Raw genomic sequence first — 23,459 nt, forward strand, 5'->3', positions numbered from 1 at the left:
TTCACCGTACAAGAGGACCCCATATGTTGAAATTCGAGGTGATCCCGGTCACCCAGTTTGCCCAGAACTGCTCCCTCATCTGGTGCGACGAGACCCATCAGGCCGCCCTCATCGATCCGGGCGGAGAAGCGGACAAGCTGCTGGCCGCCATCGCCAAACGGGGGCTGACCCTCACACACATCCTGCTGACCCACGGTCATCTGGATCACGTGGGCGCCGCCGCCGAGCTGCGCGACAGAACCGGCGTCACCATCACAGGCCCCCACAGGGAAGATGCCTTCTGGCTCGACATGCTGCCCCAGCAGAGCCAGATGTTCGGCTTTGCCCATACTCCGGCCTTTACACCGGATAGCTGGCTCGAACAGGGTGACAAGGTGCAGGTTGGCAAGTGCGAGCTGGAGGTCTACTTCTGCCCGGGTCACACCCCGGGCCATGTGGTGCTGCTCAGCCAGGCCGAGCAACTTGCCTGGGTGGGCGATGTGCTGTTTGCCGGCAGCATAGGTCGGACCGACTTCCCGCGCGGGGATCACGGGACGCTGATCAAGTCGATCACCGAGACCCTGCTGCCGCTGGGGGACGACATCGTCTTCATTCCGGGGCACGGCCCCAGCTCGACGTTCGGCCGCGAGAAGGCAAGCAATCCCTACCTGACGCAACCTATCTGGTGATCTCCCGCTCCTCGCGGGTGTCCCATTGGCTCTTGAGGCGCAAGATCTCCGGCATGATCTCGAGAAAACGGGCGAGCAGCCGGGGATCAAAGTGCTGGCCGGCACCGTCACGCAGCGTGGCCAGCACCTGCTCCAGCGGCCAGGGCTCCTTGTAAGGGCGACGCACGCTCAGGGCATCAAACACATCGGCGATGGCCACGATCCGCGACGCCTCGGGGATCTCTTCGCCGGTCTCCCCTGCGGGGTAACCCGAACCATCCCACTTCTCGTGGTGATGCAAGGCTATCTCCGCCGCCATCCGAAAGATGGGGGCGTCTGAGCGGCTCAAGATCTCGTAGCCGATGCGCGGGTGGGTGCGCATGATGACCCACTCCTCTTCGGTGAGAGGACCGGGCTTCTTGAGGATGTGATCGGGGATCCCAATCTTGCCCATGTCGTGCATGGGGGCCGCCAGCTCCAGCAGCTCCGACTGCTCCGGACTCCAGCCCGCCGCACTGGCCAGCGCGCGGGCGTAGGCGGCCATGCGCCAGATATGTACCCCGGTGTCGGTGTCGTTGTAATGACCCGCCTCGCTCAGCATCACGATGGCAGTGCGGTAGCTGTGCTCGAGCTGATCGAGGCGCACCAGAGAGAGGTGGTTGCGCACCCGGGCGCGCACCGTGCTCGGGCAGACCGGCTTGTAGATATAATCCACCCCGCCCGCTTCGAACCCCTGGCTCTCGCTGTCTGCGTTGTCGCTCGCCGTGATAAACAGCACCGGGATCCCGGCGTGGGCCGGATCGGCCTTGAGCCGGCGGCACACCTCGTAGCCATCCATGTCAGGCATACGCACGTCAAGCAGGATCAGGGCGGGCTCGTGGCGCGCCACGGCGGCCAGCCCCTCCTCTCCTCCCTTGGCGAAGAAGAGGCTGTACTCCTCCTTGAGGATTTGTCGCAGCAGCCCGAGGTTGCTCGGCTCGTCGTCGATGATCAGCACACGCGGTCGGTTCATGATCCAGGTGCCTCCCGATTCTCCAGATAATCCTCCAGCTTACAGGTGGCAAGCTGGATGTCGAACAGCTCCAATGCCGCGCTGATCTCGCTCACCAACTCAGCGGGCAAGTAACTCTTGGCCTGACCCAGCGCAGGCTCGATCAGCTCCAGATCCTCGCTCATGAGGGCCTGACGCAGGGCGTGCAGGCACACCTCCTGCGCCTCCCCCTGCGCCAGCGGGGAGCTGACAGCACCTGGCTCGCGCCCGGCATAGATGTCGATGGCCTGCTGCGCCCGCTCCAGCGCCTCGAGCAAGGGGGCGATGAGCTGACTGGTGTCTCCCCCCTGTTCGATGGCCTCGTTCAATTCCGCACTGATGCGCGCCACATCGGTGAGCGACAGGCTGCCCGCCACCCCCTTGAGCTTGTGGGTCAGGCTCGCGGCAGCGTCCGTCTCGTGCTGGGCGATGTAACCCGGCAGCACGGTACCGACCGTCATGTAGTCATCGCGAAAACGCCGCAGGTATTTGAGATAAACCGACGCCTCGCCCCAGTTGCGCAGGCCGGTATCGATGTCGATGCCCGCCACCGGCTCCTGGGCTGGCGGCGCGTCGCTGACCGTGAGCGGCGCCACACTGTCGGGCAGGTAGCGCAGCAGGGTTGCGATGAGCTGCTCCACGTCGAGCGGCTTGGCGATAAAGTCGTTCATGCCAGAGGCCAGCGCTGCTTCGCGTTGATCCTTGAACACCCCAGCGGTGAGTGCCAGCACGGGGATATCCTCCCGTCCCGGCAGCTGGCGCAGACGACGGGTCGCCTCGTAACCATCCATCACCGGCATCTGCACATCCATGAGCACCAGATCGATGCGCTGCGCCGAGTCGGCAAGGCAGGCCAGAGCCCGCTCCCCATCGATGGCGGTGATCACCACGGCCCCCTCCCGCTGCAGCAAGCGGGTTGCCACCTCCAGGTTGATGTCGCTGTCATCGACCAGCAGTATGTGCACGTCCGGCAGGCGCTGATGGCGCTGACCGCTTTCCAGCGGCTCCACATGTTCGCGCTTCTCGTGAATGAGGCGCGCCACCGCATTGTAGAGACTGGAGCCGGTGACTGGCTTGTGCAGCACCAGATCCACCTGCTCCGAGCCGGGGCGGCGCATCAACTCTTCCTGGGAATAGGCGGTCGCCATGATGATGATCGGCGAGCGATCCTGCTGCTCGAAGGCACGGCGAATAGCCACGCAGGTCTCGAGCCCGTCCATGCCCGGCATCATCCAGTCGAGCAGGATCACGTCGAAACGCTCCCCCTGGCGCAGCAGATGGTGCAAGGCCTGCTCGCCCGACTCCACCACCCGTGACTGCCAGCCGAGGGAGCCCACCGTCATCGACAGGGTATCGCGGGTCACCTGGTTGTCGTCGGCGATAAGCAGCGAAACATGTTGCAGCCGCTCGTGGAAGACCTCGGGTCGCTCTACCTGAGCCAGCCGGACACGGAACCAGAATTCGCTCCCCTTGCCCAGTTCGCTGGTGACACCGATGCCGCCCCCCATCAGACTCACCAGACGGCGGCTGATGGTCAGGCCAAGCCCGGTTCCGCCAAACCGGCGGCTGGTGGAGGAGTCGGCCTGGGAGAAGGCATTGAAGATGTTGGCCTGCTGCTCGGGAGGAATGCCGATCCCGGTGTCGCGCACCCGAAACAGCAAGGTGGCCGTGCCATCTTGCTCGTCCTCCAGCTCGACCTTGACCTCCACCTCCCCGCGCTCGGTGAACTTGATGGCGTTGCCGGTCAGGTTGAGCAACACCTGTTCGAGGCGCAAGGCATCCCCTATCAGGTGCGTGGCTCGCTCGGGGGCACTGCTCACCACCAGCTCGAGGTGTTTTTCGCCCACGCAGGTGGACATGATGGCCGCCACGTGATCGAGTACCTCTTCCAGACTGAATGGCACCTGCTCGAGCTCGAGCCGGCCCGACTCAATCTTGGAGAAATCGAGGATGTCGTTGATGATCCCGAGCAGTGCCTGCCCGGCCTGGTGGATCTTGCGCACCAGGGCCCGCTGGCCATCGTCGAGCCCTCCCTGCTCGAGCAGGTAGGTCAACCCCATGATGGCGTTCATGGGGGTACGGATCTCGTGGCTCATGTTGGCGATGAAATCCCCTTTGACCCGCGCGAGCCTGGCCGCCTCCTGCTGCGCCAACTGCTCCCGATGCCGACTGTGCACCAGCGAGGCCACTCCGGCACCAAACAGCAACAGCAAGGTGGCGCAACTGGCCGAGATGAGCCCCCAGATGTGAGTGCGGATGGCCAGCAGCTCGCTGCGTGGCACCATGGAGGCGGCTTTCCAGATCAGCTGATCGTGATTGAGTGCCGGGTACAGGGTAGTCCAGCTCCACAGCCCGTCTGCCAGCTCAACCTGGCCACTCGACGCGCCCCAGAATGCCTGCCAGGCCCGGGGAGAAGATTGCTTCAAGGTGAGGTCCGGGCGCTCGAGCATGAACCCCCACTCTTGCGCCGGATCCGGGCTGCGCAGCCAATAACCGTCCTGGTTGAGCAGCATGGTGTGATCGGCGGCCTTGCCACTGCTGTTGGTGAACTCCTTGAGCATGCGAGCGGCCTGCACGTTGATAAGCAGCAAGCCCAGATCGCGGCCCCCCAGACGCATGCGCTTGGCGATGCGGATCATGGGATTGAAGGGGCGATCGATCACGCCGTGTTCGACGTTGAGATCGAGCGGCGAGACGTAAACCCGCTCCCAGGGCAGCGCCATGGCATCGCGAAAATAGTAACGCTCCCCTTTGTTTTGCAGCTGGTCGTCGGCCACACGCTGCAGATGCTGACCCTGACGATCGATACGCACCCGCTCCATGCCGTCCGGCGCCAACCAGCGCACCTGGGCATAGTCAGGATTGCGGTTCATCAGAACGGTAAACTGGGCAGCCATGGTGTCACGCTCGCCGCGGCCCGCCGCCTCGAGCAGAATGGGCTCTTCCGACATGCTGCGCACATGGCGCAACGGCACCGCCAGTTCGTCATCGAGACGACTGCTGGCGAGCGCCAGGAAGGTGCTCTCATCACTGCGAACACGATAGAGCTCGCGCTCGACCAGTGCGTCCCCCAGCAGGTATCCCCCCACCAGGACCAGCACCAGAATGGGTGAGAACAGCAGGAAATATCCCCGTATGATTCCCTTCATGACGGTCAACACCACCCCGCAATTGGACTTGTTCGAATACTTTATATATGTCAGAGCACCACAATTGGTGTCCTGCTGTCAATCATGCCTACAAGTAAAGACTAACAGCACTAGTTGAGTATTTTATTTTTATCGGGAAAAAATGCCGTAAAAACAAAGAGGCCACCCGATTGGGTGGCCTCTTCACAGGAACGTTCGTGGTCGATTAGACGCGAACGAAGTCCAGGTGCAGCAGCTTGTAACGTACCGGGTGACGCTGGATAGCTTTCACTTTTACGTTAACTTCTTCACCGTTGATAACCAGAGTCAGTACGGACTCATAGAATTCCGGCTTTTCTTGGGCCAGGATGAACTTCTTGTGGTCAACGGTGATGGACACGGCTTCTTTGCCTGCACCGTAAACGATGGCAGGAACTTGGTCAGCGTGACGCAGGCGGCGGCTCGCACCTTTCCCCAGGTCAGAACGGACTTCAGCTTGGAATACGAAAGACATAGTATGTATCTCTTTTAGATGAATTTATGGTGCAGACTGCGACCGGTCGGCACCTCGCAAAACGAGCGCGAATACTATCACGGGCCCCGAGCAGTGACAAGAGACCTCAGCGTCCCTGTTCCAATCTGGCAAAACGCTGCAATCGCTGGGCCGGACTCAGGGCATCGAAACGGGCCAGCGTCTGCGGCGCCGGGCAGTAGAGGGTATCTCCCGCCTTCACCTTGATGCCCTGACCCATCAGCGCCTGGTTGTCATCGACGATGGCCAGCAAATAGCTGTAGGTATCCCCCGCTACCCCGGTCACGGTCCCGTTCTGGGCCAGCATGGCAGCGATGCGCCAGAGGGTCTCTCCTGCGGCGACCTGATGACAGACCCGCTTGCCGCCAGCCGCCGGCGCTGCCAGCGTCAGCGTGCTGCTGACAGGCACCATCATCCCCTGCCCATCCCCCTGCGATGACTCAAATTGCGCCAACCGGGTAGCTGGCGTCTGCCAGCTGGCCTGCTGTGACAAGGCAGCCAGCAGGGGTTCCCCTTGCTCATTTGCCTTGGGTTGGCCCGGTGATGGGGGCACGGCAAACTCCGCCATGAAGGGCACGGCTAGGGTCGCCACCTCTTGTGTCGGATGAGGTTGATAGGCCGCCGGGGTAATGGGTGCCAGCCCGTAGGCCGCTTCGTCGATGCGCCGCAATCTTGCCAGATAAGCTTTGGAAAGCTCGGCCTCCCCCTCGAACAGATCGAAGGGAGGCACCAGCCGTGCCGGAAACAGCACCTGCCAGCGTCCCTTCTTCTTCTTGAGCTCGAGGATGGGAAATTGATTGCCCCGCCAGGCCACGAACATGGCGGGCGGGGTGCGATGCAGCGGGTAGTACTCCGGGTTCAACTGTACCCAGGTTTGCTCGGCAATGGGCTGATAGCCACTGATGTTGACCATCGCCATCCCTAACCAGAATCCAAGCATCCTTGCTCCTCCGTTAGCGTCCAGGCAGCCGGTAGCGCACCCGCGGCCTTTCTCCTCAGCAGATTAGCACTGGGCGATGGCGTTTAGCACCCGTTTATCGGAGACCGGATAGGGGGTCCCCAGATTCTGGGCAAAGAACGACACCCGCAGCTCCTCGATCATCCAGCGGATGTTGGCCACCTCGGTGGGCACCAGCTGGGATTTCGGGATCTTGGCCAGCAGCGCCTTGTATTCCGACTCCACGCTGTGCACCTTGAGCATGTAGACCCGATCCCGGTTGGGATCGATGGCCAGCTTCTCCAGGCGCCGCTCGATGGCGCGCAGGTAGCGCAAGAGATCCGGCAGCCGCTGCCAGCCGGTCTCGGTCACGAACCCCTTGTGAATGAGGTTGCCGAGCTGCTGCTGGATGTCGGACATGGCAAAAGCGGTGTCGAGCTGCATCTTGCCCTTGAGCCGCTTCTTGATCTCATGGGAGAGGGTCAGCACGGCTTCCACCTGTTTGGCCACTTCCACCACCGCATCGTTGAGCTCGGCACGGACATACTCCTTGAGCGCCTCGAAACCGGCCTCGTCCCAGGCCATGCCGCCGTGCTGCTCAATCAGCTTGTCGCAGCCGCAGGCAATGCAGTCATCGATAAGCTCCGCCACCTTGCCAAACGGGTTGAAATAGAGCCCCAGCTTGGCCTTGTTGGGCAGCTTCTCCTGCAGGTACTTGATGGGAGATGGCACGTTGAGCAGCACCAGCCGGCGCTGACCGGCCCACATCAGCTGCTGTTGCACCACCGGGCTCTCCACCAGCTGGATGGCGACCGAATCCTTCTGATCCACTAGGGCCGGATAGGCCTTCACCTCGAAGCCGCCGCGCTTCTGGCTGTACTCCTTCGGCAGCTCGCCAAAGCTCCAGAGGGTGAGGCCGGACTGCTCGATGTCGTCGTCCGCCACTTGCGACAGGGTCTCCTGCACCTTGCCGCGCAGGGACTCTTTCAATGCCTCCAGGTCTTTGCCTTCCGCCACCTTCTTGTGTTTGTCGTCTACCACCCGGAAGGTGAGTTTCAGGTGATCGGGCACCGCAGTCCAATCCCAGGATTCGCGGGGCACGGTGACCCCTGTCATTCGCCGCAGCTGACGCTCCATCTCGTCCAAGAGCGGCCCCTGCTCGGGGTTGATGCTGGCGAGCAGCGCATCGGCATAGTTGGGGGCCGGTACGAAGTTCTTGCGCATCGGTTTTGGCATCGACTTGATGAGGGCCACCAAGAGCTCGTGACGCAGCCCCGGGATCAGCCACTCGAACCCCTTCACCTCCACCTGGTTCAAGAGCGGCAGCGGAATATGCAGGGTCACGCCATCGGCGGCCTCCCCCGGCTCAAACTGATAGGTCAACTTGAGCTTGAGGCGCCCCTGCTGCCAGAAGTTGGGATAGTCGAGATCGCTGATGTGGGCCGCATCCCCCTTCATCAGCATCTCTTTTTCGAAGTTGAGCAGCTCGGGATCCTGCTTCTGCGCCTCCTTCCACCACTTGTCAAAGTGACGGGCGGAGATAATTTCTTCCGGCAGGCGGGCATCGTAGAAGCGGAACAAGTCCTCGTCATCCACCAGGATGTCGCGCCGACGGGATTTGTGCTCCAGCGCCTCCACCTCGGCCAGGAGCTTGCGGTTGTCACTGAAGAAGCGGTGGCGGGTCTCGAAATCCCCCTCCACCAGGGCGCGGCGGATAAACAGCTCGCGGCACAGGGCCGGATCGATGCGGCTGAAGTTGATGGTGCGCTCGTTGACCAAAGTCAGGCCGTAGAGGGTCACCTTCTCCTTGGCCATGACGGCGCCATTTTTCTTCGACCAGTGGGGGTCGCTGTGGTGCAGTTTGATGAGGTGGCCCGCCAGCGGCTCCACCCACTCGGGTTCAATCTTGGCGTTGATGCGAGCGTAGAGACGCGAGGTCTCAACCAACTCTGCGGCCATCACCCACTTGGGCGGCTTCTTGAACAGGCCCGAGGCCGGGAACAGATGGAAACGGCCGTTGCGGGCACCAAGAAACTCCGGCTTTTCCAGATCCTTGTTGCCGATATGGCTCAAGAGGCCGGTCAGCAGGGCGCAGTGCACCGTCTTGAAATCCGCCGGCTCCTGGTTGGCTTTAAAACCCAGCTCTTTCACCGTCTGACGCAATTGGAAGTGAATGTCCTGCCACTCGCGCACCCGCAGATAGGAGAGAAACTCCTTCTGGCACATGCGCCGGAACGGGTTGCTGCCAAGGGCATCCTGCTGCTCTTTCAGGTAGTTCCACAGATTGACGAAGGCGAGGAAGTCGGACTCCTTGTCTTCAAAGCGTCTGTGCTGCTCGTCGGCGGCCTGCTTCTTCTCCATGGGCCGCTCGCGAGGATCCTGGATGCTGAGGGCGGCGGTGATCACCATCACCTCACTCAAACAGCCGGTTTGCGCGGCGCTGATCACCATCTTCGCCAGGCGGGGATCAAGGGGGATGCGCGAGAGCTGGCGACCGGTCTCGGTCAGCTGAAGCTTGGCTTCGCGATCGCCGGTGGCAGGCAGCTCGCGCACCGCCTCCAGCTCTTTCAAGAGGGTCAGACCATCCTTGATATGGCGCGATTCCGGCGGCTCGACGAAGGGGAACGCCTCCATGTTGCCAAGGCCGAGCGCCAGCATCTGCAGGATGACGGAAGCCAGGTTGGTGCGCAGGATCTCGGGGTCGGTAAAGGCCGGACGGCCGTTGAAATCTTCCTCGGAGTAGAGGCGGATACAGATACCGTCCGCCACCCGGCCGCAACGACCCTTACGCTGGTTGGCACTGGCCTGGGAAACCGGCTCGATGGGCAGGCGCTGCACCTTGGTACGCCAGGAGTAGCGGCTGATACGGGCCGTACCCGGATCGATCACGTAACGAATGCCCGGCACCGTCAGCGAGGTCTCCGCCACGTTGGTGGCGAGCACGATGCGCCGTCCGGCGTGGGGCTGAAACACCTTGTTCTGCTCGGCGTTGGAGAGGCGAGCGTAGAGCGGCAGCACCTCGGTGTCGCGCAGGTTGAGCTTGCGCAGGGCATCGGCGGTATCGCGGATCTCCCGCTCGCCGTTCATGAAAATGAGGATGTCCCCGAGCCCCTCGCGGGCCAGCTCTTCGACTGCATCGAAGATCCCCTGCAGCTCGTCGCGCTCCTCCAGCCCTTCGCTCTTGTCACTGCTTTTTTTATCAACAAACAGTGGGCGGTAGCGCACCTCCACCGGGTAGGTGCGACCGGAGACCTCGATCACCGGCGCCTTGTTGAAGTGGCGGGAGAAACGCTGCGGGTCGATAGTGGCCGAAGTGATGATGACCTTCAGATCGGGGCGCCTCGGCAGCAGCTGCTTCAAGTAACCCAGGATGAAGTCGATGTTGAGGCTGCGCTCGTGGGCCTCGTCGATGATGATGGTGTCGTACTGGGTGAGCATCCGGTCGTTCTGGATCTCCGCCAGCAGGATACCGTCGGTCATCAGCTTGATATGGGTCTGCTCGCTCACCTGATCGGTAAAGCGCACCTTGTAACCCACGTAATGGCCAAGCTCGGACTCCATCTCCTCAGCAATACGGGCCGCCACGGTACGGGCCGCCAGACGCCGCGGCTGGGTGTGGCCGATAAAGCCTTTCACCCCGCGCCCCAGCGCCAGACAGATCTTGGGGATCTGGGTGGTTTTGCCCGAGCCGGTTTCGCCGGCGATGATCACAACCTGATGTTCGCTGATCGCCTTGGCGATCTCCGCCTGCTTCTGGCTGACCGGCAGGTTGTCCGGGTAGGTGACCCTGGGCACACCGGCCAGACGGGATTGATAACGCGCCTCGGCCACATCCAGGTCGGCGGCAATGGTCTCGAGCACGGCGGCCTGCTTGGCTTCCGGCAGCTTCTTGGCCCCGTGCAGACGGCTGGAGAGACGGCGGGCGTCGAGGTTCATGCAGGCAGATAGACGGCGGCGCAGCGCCTCGATAGAGAGAGACAAGGTACGAATTCCTTAAAAGAGTGCCCATCAAGGGCCATATCGATAGCTGGGGGAGATCCTAAAGAGCGAGGCTGGACGGTGCAAGCCTTAAAGCGGTGCCGAGGGGGATGAGGCCTGTATCACGGCGGGCATCGGCATTCCCCATGCGGCAATAAAAGAGCAGGCATGGTGCCTGCTCTGTGCTGCCAACGTGCTGACGAGGTGGAAACAGCGTCCTCAGGCACGTGCCTTGTGTACGAAACAGGTTCCCAGCTGGGCGTGGATGGCCTGCATCACGTCGTGGCGGCTGATGACCCCGAGCAGATGCCCCTCCTCCACAACCGGATAGATCTTGGGCTTTTGTCCCATCATCATCTCGGCCAGCTCGAGGATGCTGGTATCGGGGCCGACGGCCAGCACCTCCTTGCGCATCACATCCCTGACCTGGGCCACCTGTTCACAGTGATAGGCCTCTTTCAACATGACGGCGATACAGTCCTGCTCGGAGACCCAACCCACCAGGTGACCCCGTTCGTCCACTACGGGGCCGCCAAGCTGGCGACTGTTGAGAAACTTTTCCACTGCCGCCTGCACCATCATCTCCGCGCTGAAGGTGATGGGACGAGTCTGCATGTAATCCTTTGCCTTGAGTGATTCCATCGTGCGTTCCCCCAACCTGCCTCCCGGGCGGGAGGCGCGAGCCGGGCACTATGTCCGGCTCACTCCAAGCATAGCTCGCATGGATCAGGAGATGGATTGCAGCAACAGCAGCAGCTCGTTCTGGCTGTGGCAGTCGGTCTTCTTGAACACCCCTTTCAGGGTCGAGCGCACGGTTTCCACCTTGACGCCACGCAGCTCGGCGATGTCGTTGCTGCTGTAACCCTTGCTCATCAGCACCAGCAGCTCTTTCTCGCCGATGGTGAGCGGATAGAGGCTGGCCAGCGCTTCGATGTCGGGGTTGAAGGAGTGTTCGGGATCCCGCAGCACCACCTCCACATACCGCTCGAAGCGATTGAGACCGCTCATCAGAGTGCACTGGATCAGCAATGGCCGCAGATTAGGCTGACGAGGAATGGACATATAGGCGCTGGCGCCGGGCAGCAGATAGGCGAAGCCATTCAATATCTCTTTGAACTGGCGCTGCTGCTCCTTATTTTGCAGCGAGAAAATACCATTGCCCGCTCGCAGTTCCACGTTCTCGTCGGCAATACGATTGAAGGCCACGTTGGAATAATGGATATGCCCTTTGTCATCGACGATAGCGCTGGGTTTATTATGGTTTTTTACCAGCTGTTGCAACTGATAGTTCTGGGTTTCCAGGGCCAGCAAGTTCCAATAATGTTGGCTCCAGGCCGCCAGGCCAGAATAAACTTCGCCAAGGGAAGAAATTTCCTGCGCGCTGAAATCATCCTGCGTCGCCGCACGATAGGTAGACAGGCTGCTCAGCCCCCGCCCCTTCACCCGGCAGACACCGCCGGCCGCAAACTGGGCGCCGAAACTGGCCAGCAAACCCGCCGAATTGGAGAGGCTGTTGGCACTGACGATCCCCTGGCAGCCCTTGTCCAGATAGTGATTGAACCACACATCCTGGCGATGGTGCTGGACATAGAACTGCTGCTGGGCTTCGGTCAAACCACTGGAAAAGAGCTTGATGCCGTCGCTCTTGTCGTCATCCCGCAACAAGAACAGCGACGAGCTGCCTGACACGTCGGAGCGGAACTGATCCACCACCAACTTAATGTCAGAATCATTAATACCGCACTCATATAACTGGCTTATATAGGGCGATACCCTTTCTTTTACTAATGCCTTCACACCCGAACTCCTAATTTCTTATTTTTATTGAAGTGGCATCTTACTCTGCAATGAGAAACGCGAAAAGTAGTCAAATGAACAAAGGTTTTATAACTGATCCATAAATAGTAATGATGAAACGACATAAGAGAGCTCGAAAGCGAAAATCTTAAATCCAAGTTAATGTTTTCTATGATTTTTGTCGCTGATGTTGTGCTTGTCTGTGGCAAGCCACAGGCACTATCGATGCGACAATGGTGCAACAAAGCAGCCCTCTCATGCCATTTGCTGCGACAAGTTGCCCAGGGGTGCCAATCAACGCGACTATGTCAGTCCACAGACCTGGTTATTTTGGGCCTCTCCACGCCTAAGGAAGGGCATGACACCTCTCGCCCTCAGCCATGCTGGCACCCTGCCCGACAGCTCCCTGCGCCCCTGATCATTTATCAAATCCAACCGACTCCCTTTGCCGCCAACCTCATCGCTTACTCGCTGTCGTCGCCGCTCAAGGCGTTTCATTTTGGTTAATTTTGTGTTTAATTTACTCCTGAAACACTTAATGTATATACAAATAACAACCCAACACACGGACTGACACCCACCGCAAGGAGCAGGTATGGAATCGGACAACCTACTGTTAACCCCCATGAAGCCAGGCGCGGGTATCAAGCTGCTGCTGACCAGCCTGCTGGGCATCGCCATCTTCTTCATTCCGGTCGAGCTGGGGGGGCGCAGCACCATAGTGGTGGATCATCTGGCCGGCCTGGTGATGGCCCAACGCTCCCTGGCAACCGGCCTCATCCTGCTGCTGATCGGGTATGGAGCCGTGATGCCCTTGCTCGATGGCCGCTGGCGTGCGCGCCCCATCGACAGGGTATTTAGCCTGTTCAAGGTGCTGGGGCTGGGAGTGGCCTTGATCTATGTCACCGGGATCGGGCCGGCCTGGCTGATGACCCCGGATCGACTGCCTTTTCTGTTCGACAAGCTGGCCATGTCGGTGGGCCTCATCGTGCCCATCGGCGCCATGGCCCTCACCTTTTTGCTCGGCTTCGGTCTGCTGGAGCTTATCGGCGTATTGATGCAGCCCGTGATGCGACCCCTCTGGCGCACGCCAGGCCACTCCGCCATCGATGCCGTGGCCTCGTTCGTGGGCAGCTACTCGGTGGGTCTGCTCATTACCAACCGGGTTTTCCTGGCAGGCAAGTACACGGTGCGCGAAGCCGTCATCATCGCCACCGGCTTCTCCACCGTGTCGGCCGCCTTCATGATCACCGTGGCCAAGACACTTGGCCTGATGGCGCAGTGGAATTTCTACTTCTGGTCCACCCTGATCATCACCTTCATCATCACCGCCATCCTGGCGCGCGTGCCTCCCATCGCCACCATGGCTCATGAAGGCGACACCGACGAACCCTTGCCTGCCGGCCAACGCCGCTGGCAAGCGGCCATGGCCGCCGGGCTCGCCCAATCCAGCCAGGCCGAGCCCTTGCTGAGCCAACTGCGGGACAACCTCAGGGACGGTCTTCACATGGCTGCCGCCGTGGTGCCGACCATACTGTCGGTCGGTTTGCTGGGCCTGCTGCTGGCCCAGCACACTCCCCTGTTCGATCTGATAGGCTGGCTGCTCTGGCCGCTCACCTGGCTGCTCGATCTGGGAGAGCCGCTGGCCACCGCCAAGGCGCTCTCGGCCGGTCTGGCGGAGATGTTCCTGCCGGCCATCCTGCTAAAGGATGCAGAGCTGCTGGTGCGCTATGTCGCGGCCGAGGTCTCGGTCAGCTCGGTGCTCTTTTTCTCGGCCTCCATCCCTTGCATCCTGGCCACCCGGATCCCGGTGAGTGTGGGACAACTGGTGGTGATCTGGCTGCTACGTACCCTGCTTGGCATTGTGCTGGCTACGCTTTGTGGCCGCCTTGCCATCGCACTCGGCTGGCTGGCTTGAAGACTCGAAGAGGCTCACGCATCAGCACGTTGGCTGAAACAATAAACAGGGAGGCAAGCCTCCCTGTTTATTTAATTTATCGACCCCCTCTCCAACACTGAAAATAATACATGGCCAGCCCATTCACGATCATCAAATTGATACCGTCTGAGCATCACCAATAATGAACAACAATGGGTCAAGCACATGATGGCCGCTTGAAAAATTTATAAACAATAGAAATCCATTTAAAAAACATATGGCGAGCGTGACCAAGGCAAGTCTTGAATCAGGCCTGTCATGTCGCCCGCAGGCTCACTGTGACAGCTACGTCACCCCGCAGCAGGCCTCCATGCAGCCGGCTTTTAGATTGATAAACCAACCTGACAGCAGAACAGCTGTTCTCCATTTCTTTTTTGAAGGCAATATTTGGTAACAACTTCCTCATTATCATTTCCCCATGGCTGTGATACTACAGTTGACTGCCGATCTCTTATTTTTGGTGACACAGATTAAATATGGATATTGTCATGACACATCATCGCCATGCATTTTTCGACAGGGTCGACAGGCAACCGCAATTCATGCGGTCAGGAGGGGCCCATGCTGCCCACTAGACCCGTAGTCGAGACTCATCTCGGTGCCTTGCTCCTCATGGTCTTCGTCATCGTGCTGATGGGTCAGTTTGGCCACCAGCTATGGACGCCAGACGAACCTCGCGAAGCCGCCATCGCCTGGGAGATGTTCAACAGCCGTGAGCTGGCCATCCCGACCCTGGCCGGCAGCAGCTTTATCGAAAAACCCCCGCTCTATTACATTCTTGCCATCCCCTTGCTGGCCCTGCTGCACGATACCTTGGGCATCACGGTGACGTTGCGCCTGGTGGGGGCACTCTGGGCCCTGGGCACACTGCTGTTCACCGGCCTGCTGGCCAAGCGGGTATTGGGTTCAGGCACTGCGGCGCTCTGGTCGGTCATTGCACTGGGAACCATGGAGGGCTTCATCATGAACAGCCACTGGATCCGGGTAGACACCGGCCTCGCCTTTTTCGTCGCCTTCACCATGTGGGCATTCGCCGAATGGTACCTGGGTGGTCGATCACGGATGCTTTGGTGCGCAGGGCTCGGTCTCTCCCTCTGTTTTCTGGTCAAGGGGCCCATCGGCCCCATCACCCTCTTCTTTGGCTGGCTGACGCTGTTCATCCCGGCACTCAGGCGTCATCTTGCCGCTAACGAGGGAGGCCGTTTCGTGATGCAGCACCTCGGCATGAGCCTGCTGTTCATCATGCCCATTGCAGGCTGGCTGCTAGCCCTGTGGCAACATCCCGAGGGGGAAGCGCTTTGGCAGCAGTGGTTCTGGCAAAATCAGGTGGGCAGGTTGACAGGCAGCGCCGCCGAACTGGGCCACATCAAGTCCGGCGAATACTTCTTCTACCTTGCCGGGCTGGCTGAATACACCCTGCCCTGGCTGCCCCTCGTGCTCTATTGGGGCTGGCAGACCATCAGGCAGAAACAGTGGAGCGTCTCCCGCCTGTTCCTGCTCATCTGGACAGTGGGCACCCTGCTGCTGCTCAGCGTGGCCTCCACCAAGCGGACCCTCTACCTCTTTCCGCTGATGCCGGTCTTTGCCCTGATGATCGGGCAACTGAGCCTCAGCTGGCCTCGCTGGCTGAATGGCTATGGCCGTGGCTGGACCCTGTTCATGTTCCTGTTCGCTCTGGCCCTGCTCATGGCCCCTTTCTACCTGCCGCTGTTGCCGGTGGAGATCCCCGACCAGACCCTTTCCGTAATCAGCACCCTCGGCTGGCGTCATGTGCTGGCGGCGGTATTGCTTATTTTCGCGGCCGAACAGTTGTGGCGCTGGCGTGAAATTGAGGGAGCCACCCTGCTGGCCAGTGCATCCGGCATCATGTTCTTGCTGGCATTTACCTTGGCCTACCCCGCCATTGATGCCGCCAAAGCGATGAAAGGCGATACAGAGCGTTTCTTGCTGAAGATCCCCATCGAGCAGCGCGCCCGGATTGCCGGCTGGAACTTTGGTGAAACCGAGCGGGGACTCTTTTCGGTGTACGGCGACTGGCAGATCAAAAACGTCGACACGGCGCGGCTTCATGACATCTTGACTTGCCGTGACCCCATCTTCACCAGCCTGCTCATCAATCAGGACGACAAGAACTTCCAGCTGGCCAGCTTGCTGGCCGGGCATACCTACCGGTTGCTGGCCACGGGACACCCCAGAGTGGACAGAGATGCCCGCGCCATCTACTGGGTCAAGGGGCGCTGCGACCATTGATGAATTGCACGGGGATAGACCCCATCGGAGAAAGGCCATTGAGATAGACGCTGGCTCAAAGTGGCCAGTCAATTTGCCAACGCCGGCTGAACAGCCTGCTCCTGCATCAGCAGACCAGGCCGCATAAAGCAAAGAAGCCAGGACTGTCCCACTCCTGGCTTCTTTGCTTTTTACGCGCTTACCCGTGTTCAACGCCTGTCAACATGACACGCCTGCACGTTATTCTCTTGCCAATGTCCTTCAGATAAGAGTCGCAGCCAAAAACCCGGCCATGATTGCTTGCCCGGGCTATCAACATGACCGGCTTTTTAATGAAGAGCTCCCACCGCCATCAATTCGATTCAATCAGGCGCCCTCGGTTCACGCTATAGACATTGAGCATGCAATAAAGAGTCGTGATCAGATGGCCTGCGATAAGGCGCAGACTCTTCCCCCACTCATCCATGGCCAGGCTGAGGCAAGGCGCCGGTTCGACGCTCAACTATCATCTATGTCTCCACGATTTAGTCATACTGACAGGCAGCCCGAGATGACGCACATGTCTGCACGCCGGCGCTCTTGTGTGCAAGGAGAGCCGGGGGGTTCAAGCAGAAACTGTCGCATGAAAGCTGATCTTCAATCGTCATTGCCGATGAATGTCAGAGTTTTAACCTTATGTTCAGTAACGCTATTTCAGAGTTAGATTGATCTTAGGAACGAAGAGCACTGTTTCACCGTCATAACGTTAATAAGAGGACATAGTGAATGGACAAACACACTCATGGGGCCGGTCAGTGCCCTTTTGCACACGGAGCCAATACTTCCGCCGGCCAGGAGCCTCAAGTTTGGTGGCCCAATGCCCTCAACCTCGACATCCTGCACCAACATGACCGCAAGACCAATCCGATGGATGAGTCTTTCAATTATGCTGATGCCTTCAGCAGCCTCGATTACGACGCCCTCAAGGCCGACCTCCATGCCCTGATGACCGACAGCCAGCCCTGGTGGCCGGCCGACTGGGGGCACTACGGCGGCCTGATGATCCGCATGGCCTGGCACTCCGCAGGCAGCTATCGCGCCACCGACGGCCGTGGCGGTGCCAACACCGGCAACCAGCGCTTCGCCCCCCTCAACAGCTGGCCAGACAACGGCAACCTCGACAAGGCGCGCCGCCTGCTGTGGCCCATCAAACAGAAATACGGCAACAAGATCTCCTGGGCCGACCTGATGATCCTGGTCGGCAACGTCGCTTATGAATCCATGGGGCTCAAGACCTTCGGTTTTGCCGGTGGCCGCGAGGACATCTGGCATCCGGAAAAAGATGTTTACTGGGGCTCCGAGAAAGAGTGGCTGGCGCCGAGCGGCAGCGAAGGGAGCCGTTACAGTGGTGAACGGGATCTGGAGAACCCGCTGGCCGCGGTGATGATGGGGCTTATTTACGTCAACCCGGAAGGGGTGGATGGCAACCCTGATCCCCTGAAAACCGCCCACGACATGCGCGTCACCTTTGCCCGCATGGGGATGAATGACGAAGAGACCGTCGCCCTCACCGCAGGTGGCCACACCGTCGGTAAAGCCCACGGTAACGGCAGCGCTGCCAAATTGGGGCCCGCCCCAGAAGGGGCGGATGTGCATGAACAGGGGCTTGGCTGGATCAACCACGAGAGCCGCGGCATCGGCCGCGACACGGTCACCAGCGGGATCGAGGGTGCCTGGACCAGCAACCCGACTCGCTGGGACAACGGCTACTTCAAGATGCTGCTGGGCCATGACTGGTGGCTCAAGAAGAGCCCGGCCGGTGCCTGGCAGTGGGAGCCCGTCGCCATCAAGGAGGAAGACCGCCCGGTGGACGTGGAAGACCCCTCCCTGCGCTGCAACCCCATCATGACGGACGCGGACATGGCACTGCGCTTTGACCCCGTCTACCGGGAGATCTCCGAGCGCTTCGCAGCGGATCAGGACCTCTTCTCTGATGCCTTTGCCCGCGCCTGGTTCAAGCTGACCCACCGCGACATGGGGCCGCGCAGCCGCTACCTCGGGCCGGAGGTGCCGAGCGAAGTCATGGTATGGCAAGATCCGGTGCCGGCGGTGAATTACCAGCTTTCCGAGCAGGAGGTGAGCGAGCTCAAGGGCAAGCTGCTGGCCTGCGGCGTGGCGCCAGCCGATTTGATCGCCACCGCCTGGGACAGTGCCCGCACCTTCCGCGGCTCCGATTATCGCGGTGGAGCCAACGGTGCCCGTATCCGCCTTGCGCCGATGAAGGCGTGGGAAGGCAACGAGCCCGCTCGCCTCGAGAAGGTACTCAACGCCCTAATCGCCCTGCAGGCCACCCTGAGCAAGCCGGTCAGCATCGCCGACCTGATTGTGCTGGGGGGCAGCGCAGCGGTAGAGCAGGCGGCCAAGCTGGCCGGCGTTGATATCGTCGTTCCCTTTGCGCCGGGTCGCGGCGATGCCGGTGCCGAGCAGACCGATACCGAGTCGTTTGCCTTCCTCGAGCCGGTGCACGATGGTTTTCGCAACTGGCAGAAGGGGCACTACAAGGTGCAGCCGGAAGAGATGCTGCTCGACCGTGCCCAGTTGCTGGGGCTCACCGCCCGCGAGATGACAGTGCTGGTCGGCGGTATGCGGGTGCTTGGCACCAACCACGGCGGCTCGGCCCACGGCGTCTTTACCGACCGGGTCGGGGTGCTCAGCAACGACTTCTTCGTCAACCTGACCGACATGGCTTATAGCTGGCAGCCGACTGGCCGCAACAGCTACCAGATCGTGGATCGTCAGAGCGGCGCAGTGAAGTGGACCGCCACCCGGGTTGACCTGGTGTTTGGCTCCAACTCGGTGCTGCGTGCCTACGCCGAGGTCTATGCCCAGCAAGATGGCAAGGAGAAGTTCGTACGCGACTTCGTCAAGGCCTGGGTCAAGGTGATGAACAACGACCGTTTCGACCTGAAATAATCCGCCAGGTCCGTAGAAATAACGCCAGCCGTGAGGCTGGCGTTCTCTTTTGTCGGCACGCGCCGCCAGCGGTGGTGCATCGGCCTCCCCTCACGAACGGGGGACAGGAGAGCGGAAAGAGAGTGAAGCAAGAGGGGGCGGAAGGAATGCAAGCAGAGAGGACAGGCCTTGCACCGGTTCGATGTGGTGCGCGGCGTGACAGGGGTGGACCCCTACTCATAAAAACGCAGCTGACACGGGGAAAGTGTCAGCTGCGTCATGACTATTCGCGATGCATCCGGATGGTGAAGGCCCTTGAATCGCTGCGCAAGCCACTGGCTGACAACGAGAGGAAATCACCTGTCCCATCCTGGCCCATGGGTCGGCAACGACGCTCCAGCGTTACCGGAGCGAGTTGGCGGAGAAGCTGGGGCAAGAGCCCCATCACGACCGACGGGCAGACCATCACGCGCAGCCTATTGCTGCGACAGGAAATGAGTCCTTAAAAGGGCATCTTGAAGCCGGGAGGCAGTTGCATGCCGCCGGTCAGCTCACCCATCTTGGCCTTGTTCTGCTCTTCGACGCGACGCACGGCATCGTTGACGGCCGCAGCCACCAGATCTTCCAGCATCTCTTTGTCATCTTCCATCAGGCTCGGGTCGATTTCGATGCGACGCACGCTGTGGCTGCCGGCCATGGTGACCTTGACCATGCCAGCGCCGGCTTCACCGACTACTTCCATCTGGGCAAGCTGCTCTTGCATCTTCTGCATGCGCTCTTGCATCTGTTGGGCCTGTTTCATCAGGTTCCCCATTCCACCTTTACCAAACATATGTCGTCTCTCGTCTTGAAATCCGGCATCCAGCGCCGGGCCGTGGGTTTACCCGTCCTAAGTGGGGACGGACAAACCGTTTTTCAACCGGGCACCAGGCCCGGATGGTGTGATCAGTTGCTCAGCGGCTCTATGCTGTCGTGGTGCAGCATGGCGCCAAACCGCTGTTGCAAGAATTGCACGTTGGGATCCTGCTCCAGATCCCGGGTGACCTGTTCCCGCACCCCGAGGTAGAGGCGGTGCTCAATCTCGAGCGGGGTTTCCCGCTCGGGCACCACGCCCAGGGTGACGTCCACCTGTACCGCCAGCCCCAGTTCGGGGCCGATGATCTCGGCCAGATCGGCGCGCGCCCTGTCGCTCACCAGATGGCGCTGCTCAGGTTTGAGAGTCAGCAGCACCCTGTCGCCCTGCTGCTCCATCACCGAATTGATGGCCAGCTGGCGCAGGCGGCCGCCCACACCAGTGCGGGCAATCAGTTCGGCCCAATGGTCGCCGCAATTGGCCAGCAGCGAAGAGGGGATCAATCTGGCCGCCTCCTCGCTTCCCTGCGGCTGGTTGTCGCTCTCCAGCTCGTTCCAGTCGATGGTTTCCATGACCGAGGCGGCTGACTCGCTGATGGTCGCCTCAGGGTACGTTGCAACGGCGGCCGGGGCACTCGGCGCAGCAACCTCCTGCCGGCCGGCGCTGCCATCCAGATCCCAGGGCGGCAGATCATCCGCCTGGAGACGCGCGGCAGGCGCTGGCTGCATCACCTGGGTGGTTCGCTCCGGCAAGGGGGCGCTGGCGAACGCATCGTTGAAACCCTGACTCAAATACTCTTCGTAGTCGCTGCCGCTCTCTTCATAGGCATCGAGCGGCGGCAATTCATCGTAACCTGACTGGGCTGCCTGGGCAGCTGCCTGCACCCGGGGGGCACTCGGGGAGTGGGGCGTCGAGGGCGGCATGGCCGCAGCCGGTGCCATCGGTGCCGGTTTGGCGGCCGCCATCGGCTTGACCGGCGTCGCCCGGGCTGGCGCCGCACTGCTGCTCGGCTCGCCGCGCAGGCGGCTTCGCAGCAGATTGCGCTTGCCCAGCAGACTTTGCATGCTGGCCACCGTTGAAGAGACACTCCCCTCCCCGCTGTCAGCCACTTCGTCAGCCACATTCGTTGGTACGGCGCCTTGTACGGAGGACGCGGGCTCGGCTGCGGCAGGCTGAGCCGTGGGCGCAATAGGTTCGGGCGCGGCCTCATAGCCCATCTGCTCGGCTTCGCGCAGCAGCTCCGCCTGCTCGGCAAAGAGCGGATCCAGCTCGGCGCCGCCTTCCGGCTCCGCCATGTCAGCCACCTGTGGGTGAGGCTGGGCGGCCTGTCCGGCCTCCTGCGCCCCTTGGTGCTCGACCGATGCAGAAGAAGTGACCGGCGCGGGCGAAGTCGCGGCGTCGGCTGATGGAGCCTGCGGCATCATGCCGGTGGCCGGGGGTGGCTCAACCCCCTCGGGCTTTCCCAAGGCGGGGGCCGGGCTCCTCGCACCTGCGGCGGGCAGGCCACCGAGTGCCGGAGGCAGCGCCGTCAGGCTGGCGGGGTGCAGCACCTCGCGCCGGGGCGAGAAGGCCAGCATCCGCAGGCAGGTCATCTCCAGTGCGGTGCGGCCATCGGGGGCCCAGGGCAGATCCTTGCGGCCGCCCAGCACGATCTGATAGCAGAGCTGCACCTCTTCCGGGCTCATGGCCTGGGCCAGCTGCAGCAAGGCATCGGCATCCGCCCCCTGCTCCTGCACGGTAGCCGGCAACAGCTGCGCCATGGCGATGCGATGGAGCAGCCCTTCCAGCTCGGCATGGAGCTGATCAAAGTCGGGGCCCAGGGTCGCTATCTCGGTGATCTTGGCCATGGTGGCGGGTGCATCCTGGCGCAGCACAGCTTCCAGCAGTTGATGCAGATGGCGGTGATCCAGGGTCCCCAGCATGGCCAGCACGCTGTCGGTGCGCACGCTGCCATTGCCGTGGGCCAGCGCCTGATCGGTCAGGCTCAGGGCATCGCGCATGCTGCCGTCCGCCGCCTTGGCCAGGGCCAGCAGGGCACGCGGCTCGAAGGGTTGTCCCTCCTGATCCAGCACCCATTCGAGCTGCTTGGCGATCTGGGTTTGATCCAGACTCTTCAGATGAAACTGCAGGCAGCGCGAGAGGATGGTGATGGGCAGCTTCTGCGGATCCGTGGTGGCCAGCAGGAACTTCACATAGGGGGGCGGCTCTTCCAGGGTTTTCAGCAGCGCGTTGAAGCTGTGGCGCGACAACATGTGCACTTCGTCGATGAGATAGACCTTGAAGCGGCCACGGGCCGGTCGGTACTGCACGTTGTCGAGCAGCTCGCGGGTATCTTCCACCTTGGTGCGTGACGCCGCATCGATTTCCAGCAGATCGACGAAGTTGCCCTGATCGATCTCGCGGCAGGTGTCGCACACACCGCACGGATGGCTGCTGATCCCCTGCTCGCAGTTGAGGCTCTTGGCCAGGATGCGCGCGATGGTGGTCTTGCCGACTCCGCGAGTACCGCTCAGCAGATAGGCGTGATGCAGCCGTCCCTGATCCAGGGCGTTGGTCAAGGCGGTCAGCACATGATGCTGGCCTACCACTTGTTCAAACGTATGGGGGCGCCATTTACGCGCCAGAACCTGATAGCTCATAGATCTCGATGCAGGGATGACAAGGCATTGAGGCTGGATGCTAACACAAATGCGGGGCGGGCTGTATCGGCTATCGGCCGAGGCGGGAGGGATCGCTTGAATTTCAAACCGATGCCCGCTCGGGCACCGGTTTGGACGCAGGCAACGGGCTGACGAGGCCCGTCTGCGTGATCGGACTGGCGGCTTATTCGCCCGGCAGTTCGACCAGGGAGACCACCTTGACGCCGGCGGCGGTCAGGCGGGCATCACCACCCAGCGACGGCAGGGAGATGATGAAGGCGGCATCAGCCACTTCGCCGCCGGCACGGCGGATCAGCTTGACGGTGGCATCGACGGTGCCGCCGGTAGCCAGCAGATCGTCCACCACCAGTACCTTGTCACCGGGCACGATGGCGTCGGTGTGCAGTTGCAGGGTGTCGGTGCCATATTCGAGGGCGTAGGACTCCTCGATGACGGCGCGGGGCAGCTTGCCCGGCTTGCGAACCGGCACGAAGCCCAGACCCATGGCGAAGGCAACCGGCGCGCCGAAGATGAAGCCGCGCGCTTCGGTACCGACAATCTTGGTGATCCCTTGATCACGATAGTGATTGGCCAGCAGATCGATGGTGGCCTTGAAGGCCTCGGCATTCTCGATCAGGCTGGTGATGTCACGAAACAGAATACCCGGCTTCGGATAGTCGGGAATGGTCTTGATGCTCGCTTCGATAAATTTCAGGGTTTCCGGATTCATGGTTTGACCGTTTGTTTTTCGACGCAGATGGTCGTTTCTCTCAGCTTCCCGCCAGCGGGAAATAAAAAGGCCCGTCACGCAAAAATGAC

Annotated in this window: 14 protein-coding genes; 4 read left to right on the top strand and 10 right to left on the bottom strand. The window is 61.1% G+C overall.

Annotation, left to right across the window (positions count from 1 at the left end; all coding sequences use genetic code 11):
* The first annotated feature begins 23 nt into the window (after positions 1-23).
* Entirely contained in the window at positions 24-668 is a 645-nt protein-coding gene (locus tag AB5Y98_RS19160) for an MBL fold metallo-hydrolase (RefSeq protein ID WP_005300995.1), read from the top strand.
* Here AB5Y98_RS19160 and AB5Y98_RS19165 read toward each other — a convergent pair.
* The 7 genes from AB5Y98_RS19165 to AB5Y98_RS19195 form a co-directional block, all read right to left on the bottom strand.
* Positions 658-1,659: an HD domain-containing phosphohydrolase gene (locus tag AB5Y98_RS19165; protein WP_017779003.1), complete on the bottom strand. Its 1,002-nt coding sequence runs from the start codon at positions 1,657-1,659 to the stop codon at positions 658-660. The two genes, AB5Y98_RS19160 and AB5Y98_RS19165, sit on opposite strands and share 11 nt — an antisense overlap.
* The gene (locus tag AB5Y98_RS19170) at positions 1,656-4,826 is read right to left on the bottom strand and encodes a response regulator (protein ID WP_368232554.1); all 3,171 of its coding nucleotides are present in this window, start codon (positions 4,824-4,826) and stop codon (positions 1,656-1,658) included. The genes AB5Y98_RS19165 and AB5Y98_RS19170 overlap by 4 nt, the downstream gene beginning before the upstream one ends.
* Positions 4,827-5,031: 205 nt before the next feature.
* Positions 5,032-5,319: a 50S ribosomal protein L25 gene (gene rplY / locus AB5Y98_RS19175; RefSeq protein ID WP_005301003.1), complete on the bottom strand. Its 288-nt coding sequence runs from the start codon at positions 5,317-5,319 to the stop codon at positions 5,032-5,034.
* Between the two features lie 106 nt (positions 5,320-5,425).
* On the bottom strand, positions 5,426-6,277 hold the full coding sequence (locus AB5Y98_RS19180) for a hypothetical protein (protein WP_368232556.1): 852 nt from the start codon (positions 6,275-6,277) through the stop codon (positions 5,426-5,428).
* Positions 6,278-6,340: 63 nt separating this feature from the next.
* Positions 6,341-10,255 (bottom strand): ATP-dependent RNA helicase HrpA, encoded by a 3,915-nt coding sequence (gene hrpA, locus AB5Y98_RS19185; protein WP_368232558.1) that lies wholly within the window; start codon positions 10,253-10,255, stop codon positions 6,341-6,343.
* 216 nt (positions 10,256-10,471) lie between these two features.
* Positions 10,472-10,894: a CBS domain-containing protein gene (locus tag AB5Y98_RS19190; protein ID WP_005301012.1), complete on the bottom strand. Its 423-nt coding sequence runs from the start codon at positions 10,892-10,894 to the stop codon at positions 10,472-10,474.
* A gap of 84 nt (positions 10,895-10,978) precedes the next feature.
* Positions 10,979-12,049, bottom strand: coding sequence for a transcriptional regulator (locus AB5Y98_RS19195; RefSeq protein ID WP_005301015.1), 1,071 nt, complete (start codon positions 12,047-12,049; stop codon positions 10,979-10,981).
* A gap of 595 nt (positions 12,050-12,644) precedes the next feature.
* Between AB5Y98_RS19195 and AB5Y98_RS19200 the strand changes: the two genes are divergently transcribed.
* The 3 genes from AB5Y98_RS19200 (at position 12,645) to katG (ending at position 19,169) form a co-directional block, all read left to right on the top strand.
* Positions 12,645-13,967, top strand: a complete 1,323-nt coding sequence (locus tag AB5Y98_RS19200; RefSeq protein WP_368232560.1) for a YjiH family protein — start codon at positions 12,645-12,647, stop codon at positions 13,965-13,967.
* A gap of 582 nt (positions 13,968-14,549) precedes the next feature.
* A complete protein-coding gene (locus AB5Y98_RS19205; protein ID WP_368232562.1) occupies positions 14,550-16,238 on the top strand; it encodes a phospholipid carrier-dependent glycosyltransferase in 1,689 nt (562 codons plus the stop codon).
* 744 nt (positions 16,239-16,982) lie between these two features.
* Positions 16,983-19,169 (top strand): catalase/peroxidase HPI, encoded by a 2,187-nt coding sequence (gene katG / locus AB5Y98_RS19210; protein WP_368232564.1) that lies wholly within the window; start codon positions 16,983-16,985, stop codon positions 19,167-19,169.
* Positions 19,170-19,650: 481 nt separating this feature from the next.
* Here katG and AB5Y98_RS19215 read toward each other — a convergent pair whose 3' ends face one another.
* The 3 genes from AB5Y98_RS19215 to apt form a co-directional block, all read right to left on the bottom strand.
* Positions 19,651-19,980 carry a YbaB/EbfC family nucleoid-associated protein gene (locus tag AB5Y98_RS19215; RefSeq protein ID WP_005301028.1) on the bottom strand — a complete coding sequence of 110 codons (330 nt, stop codon included), beginning with the start codon at positions 19,978-19,980 and terminating at the stop codon, positions 19,651-19,653.
* A 113-nt stretch (positions 19,981-20,093) separates the two neighbouring features.
* The gene (gene dnaX / locus AB5Y98_RS19220; RefSeq protein WP_368232566.1) at positions 20,094-22,640 is read right to left on the bottom strand and encodes a DNA polymerase III subunit gamma/tau; all 2,547 of its coding nucleotides are present in this window, start codon (positions 22,638-22,640) and stop codon (positions 20,094-20,096) included.
* A 184-nt stretch (positions 22,641-22,824) separates the two neighbouring features.
* Positions 22,825-23,370 carry an adenine phosphoribosyltransferase gene (apt, locus tag AB5Y98_RS19225; protein ID WP_005301034.1) on the bottom strand — a complete coding sequence of 182 codons (546 nt, stop codon included), beginning with the start codon at positions 23,368-23,370 and terminating at the stop codon, positions 22,825-22,827.
* Between the last annotated feature and the right edge of the window lie 89 nt (positions 23,371-23,459).

The sequence above is a fragment of the Aeromonas sp. s3 genome, assembly GCF_040907805.1.
Classification (GTDB): domain Bacteria; phylum Pseudomonadota; class Gammaproteobacteria; order Enterobacterales; family Aeromonadaceae; genus Aeromonas; species Aeromonas dhakensis.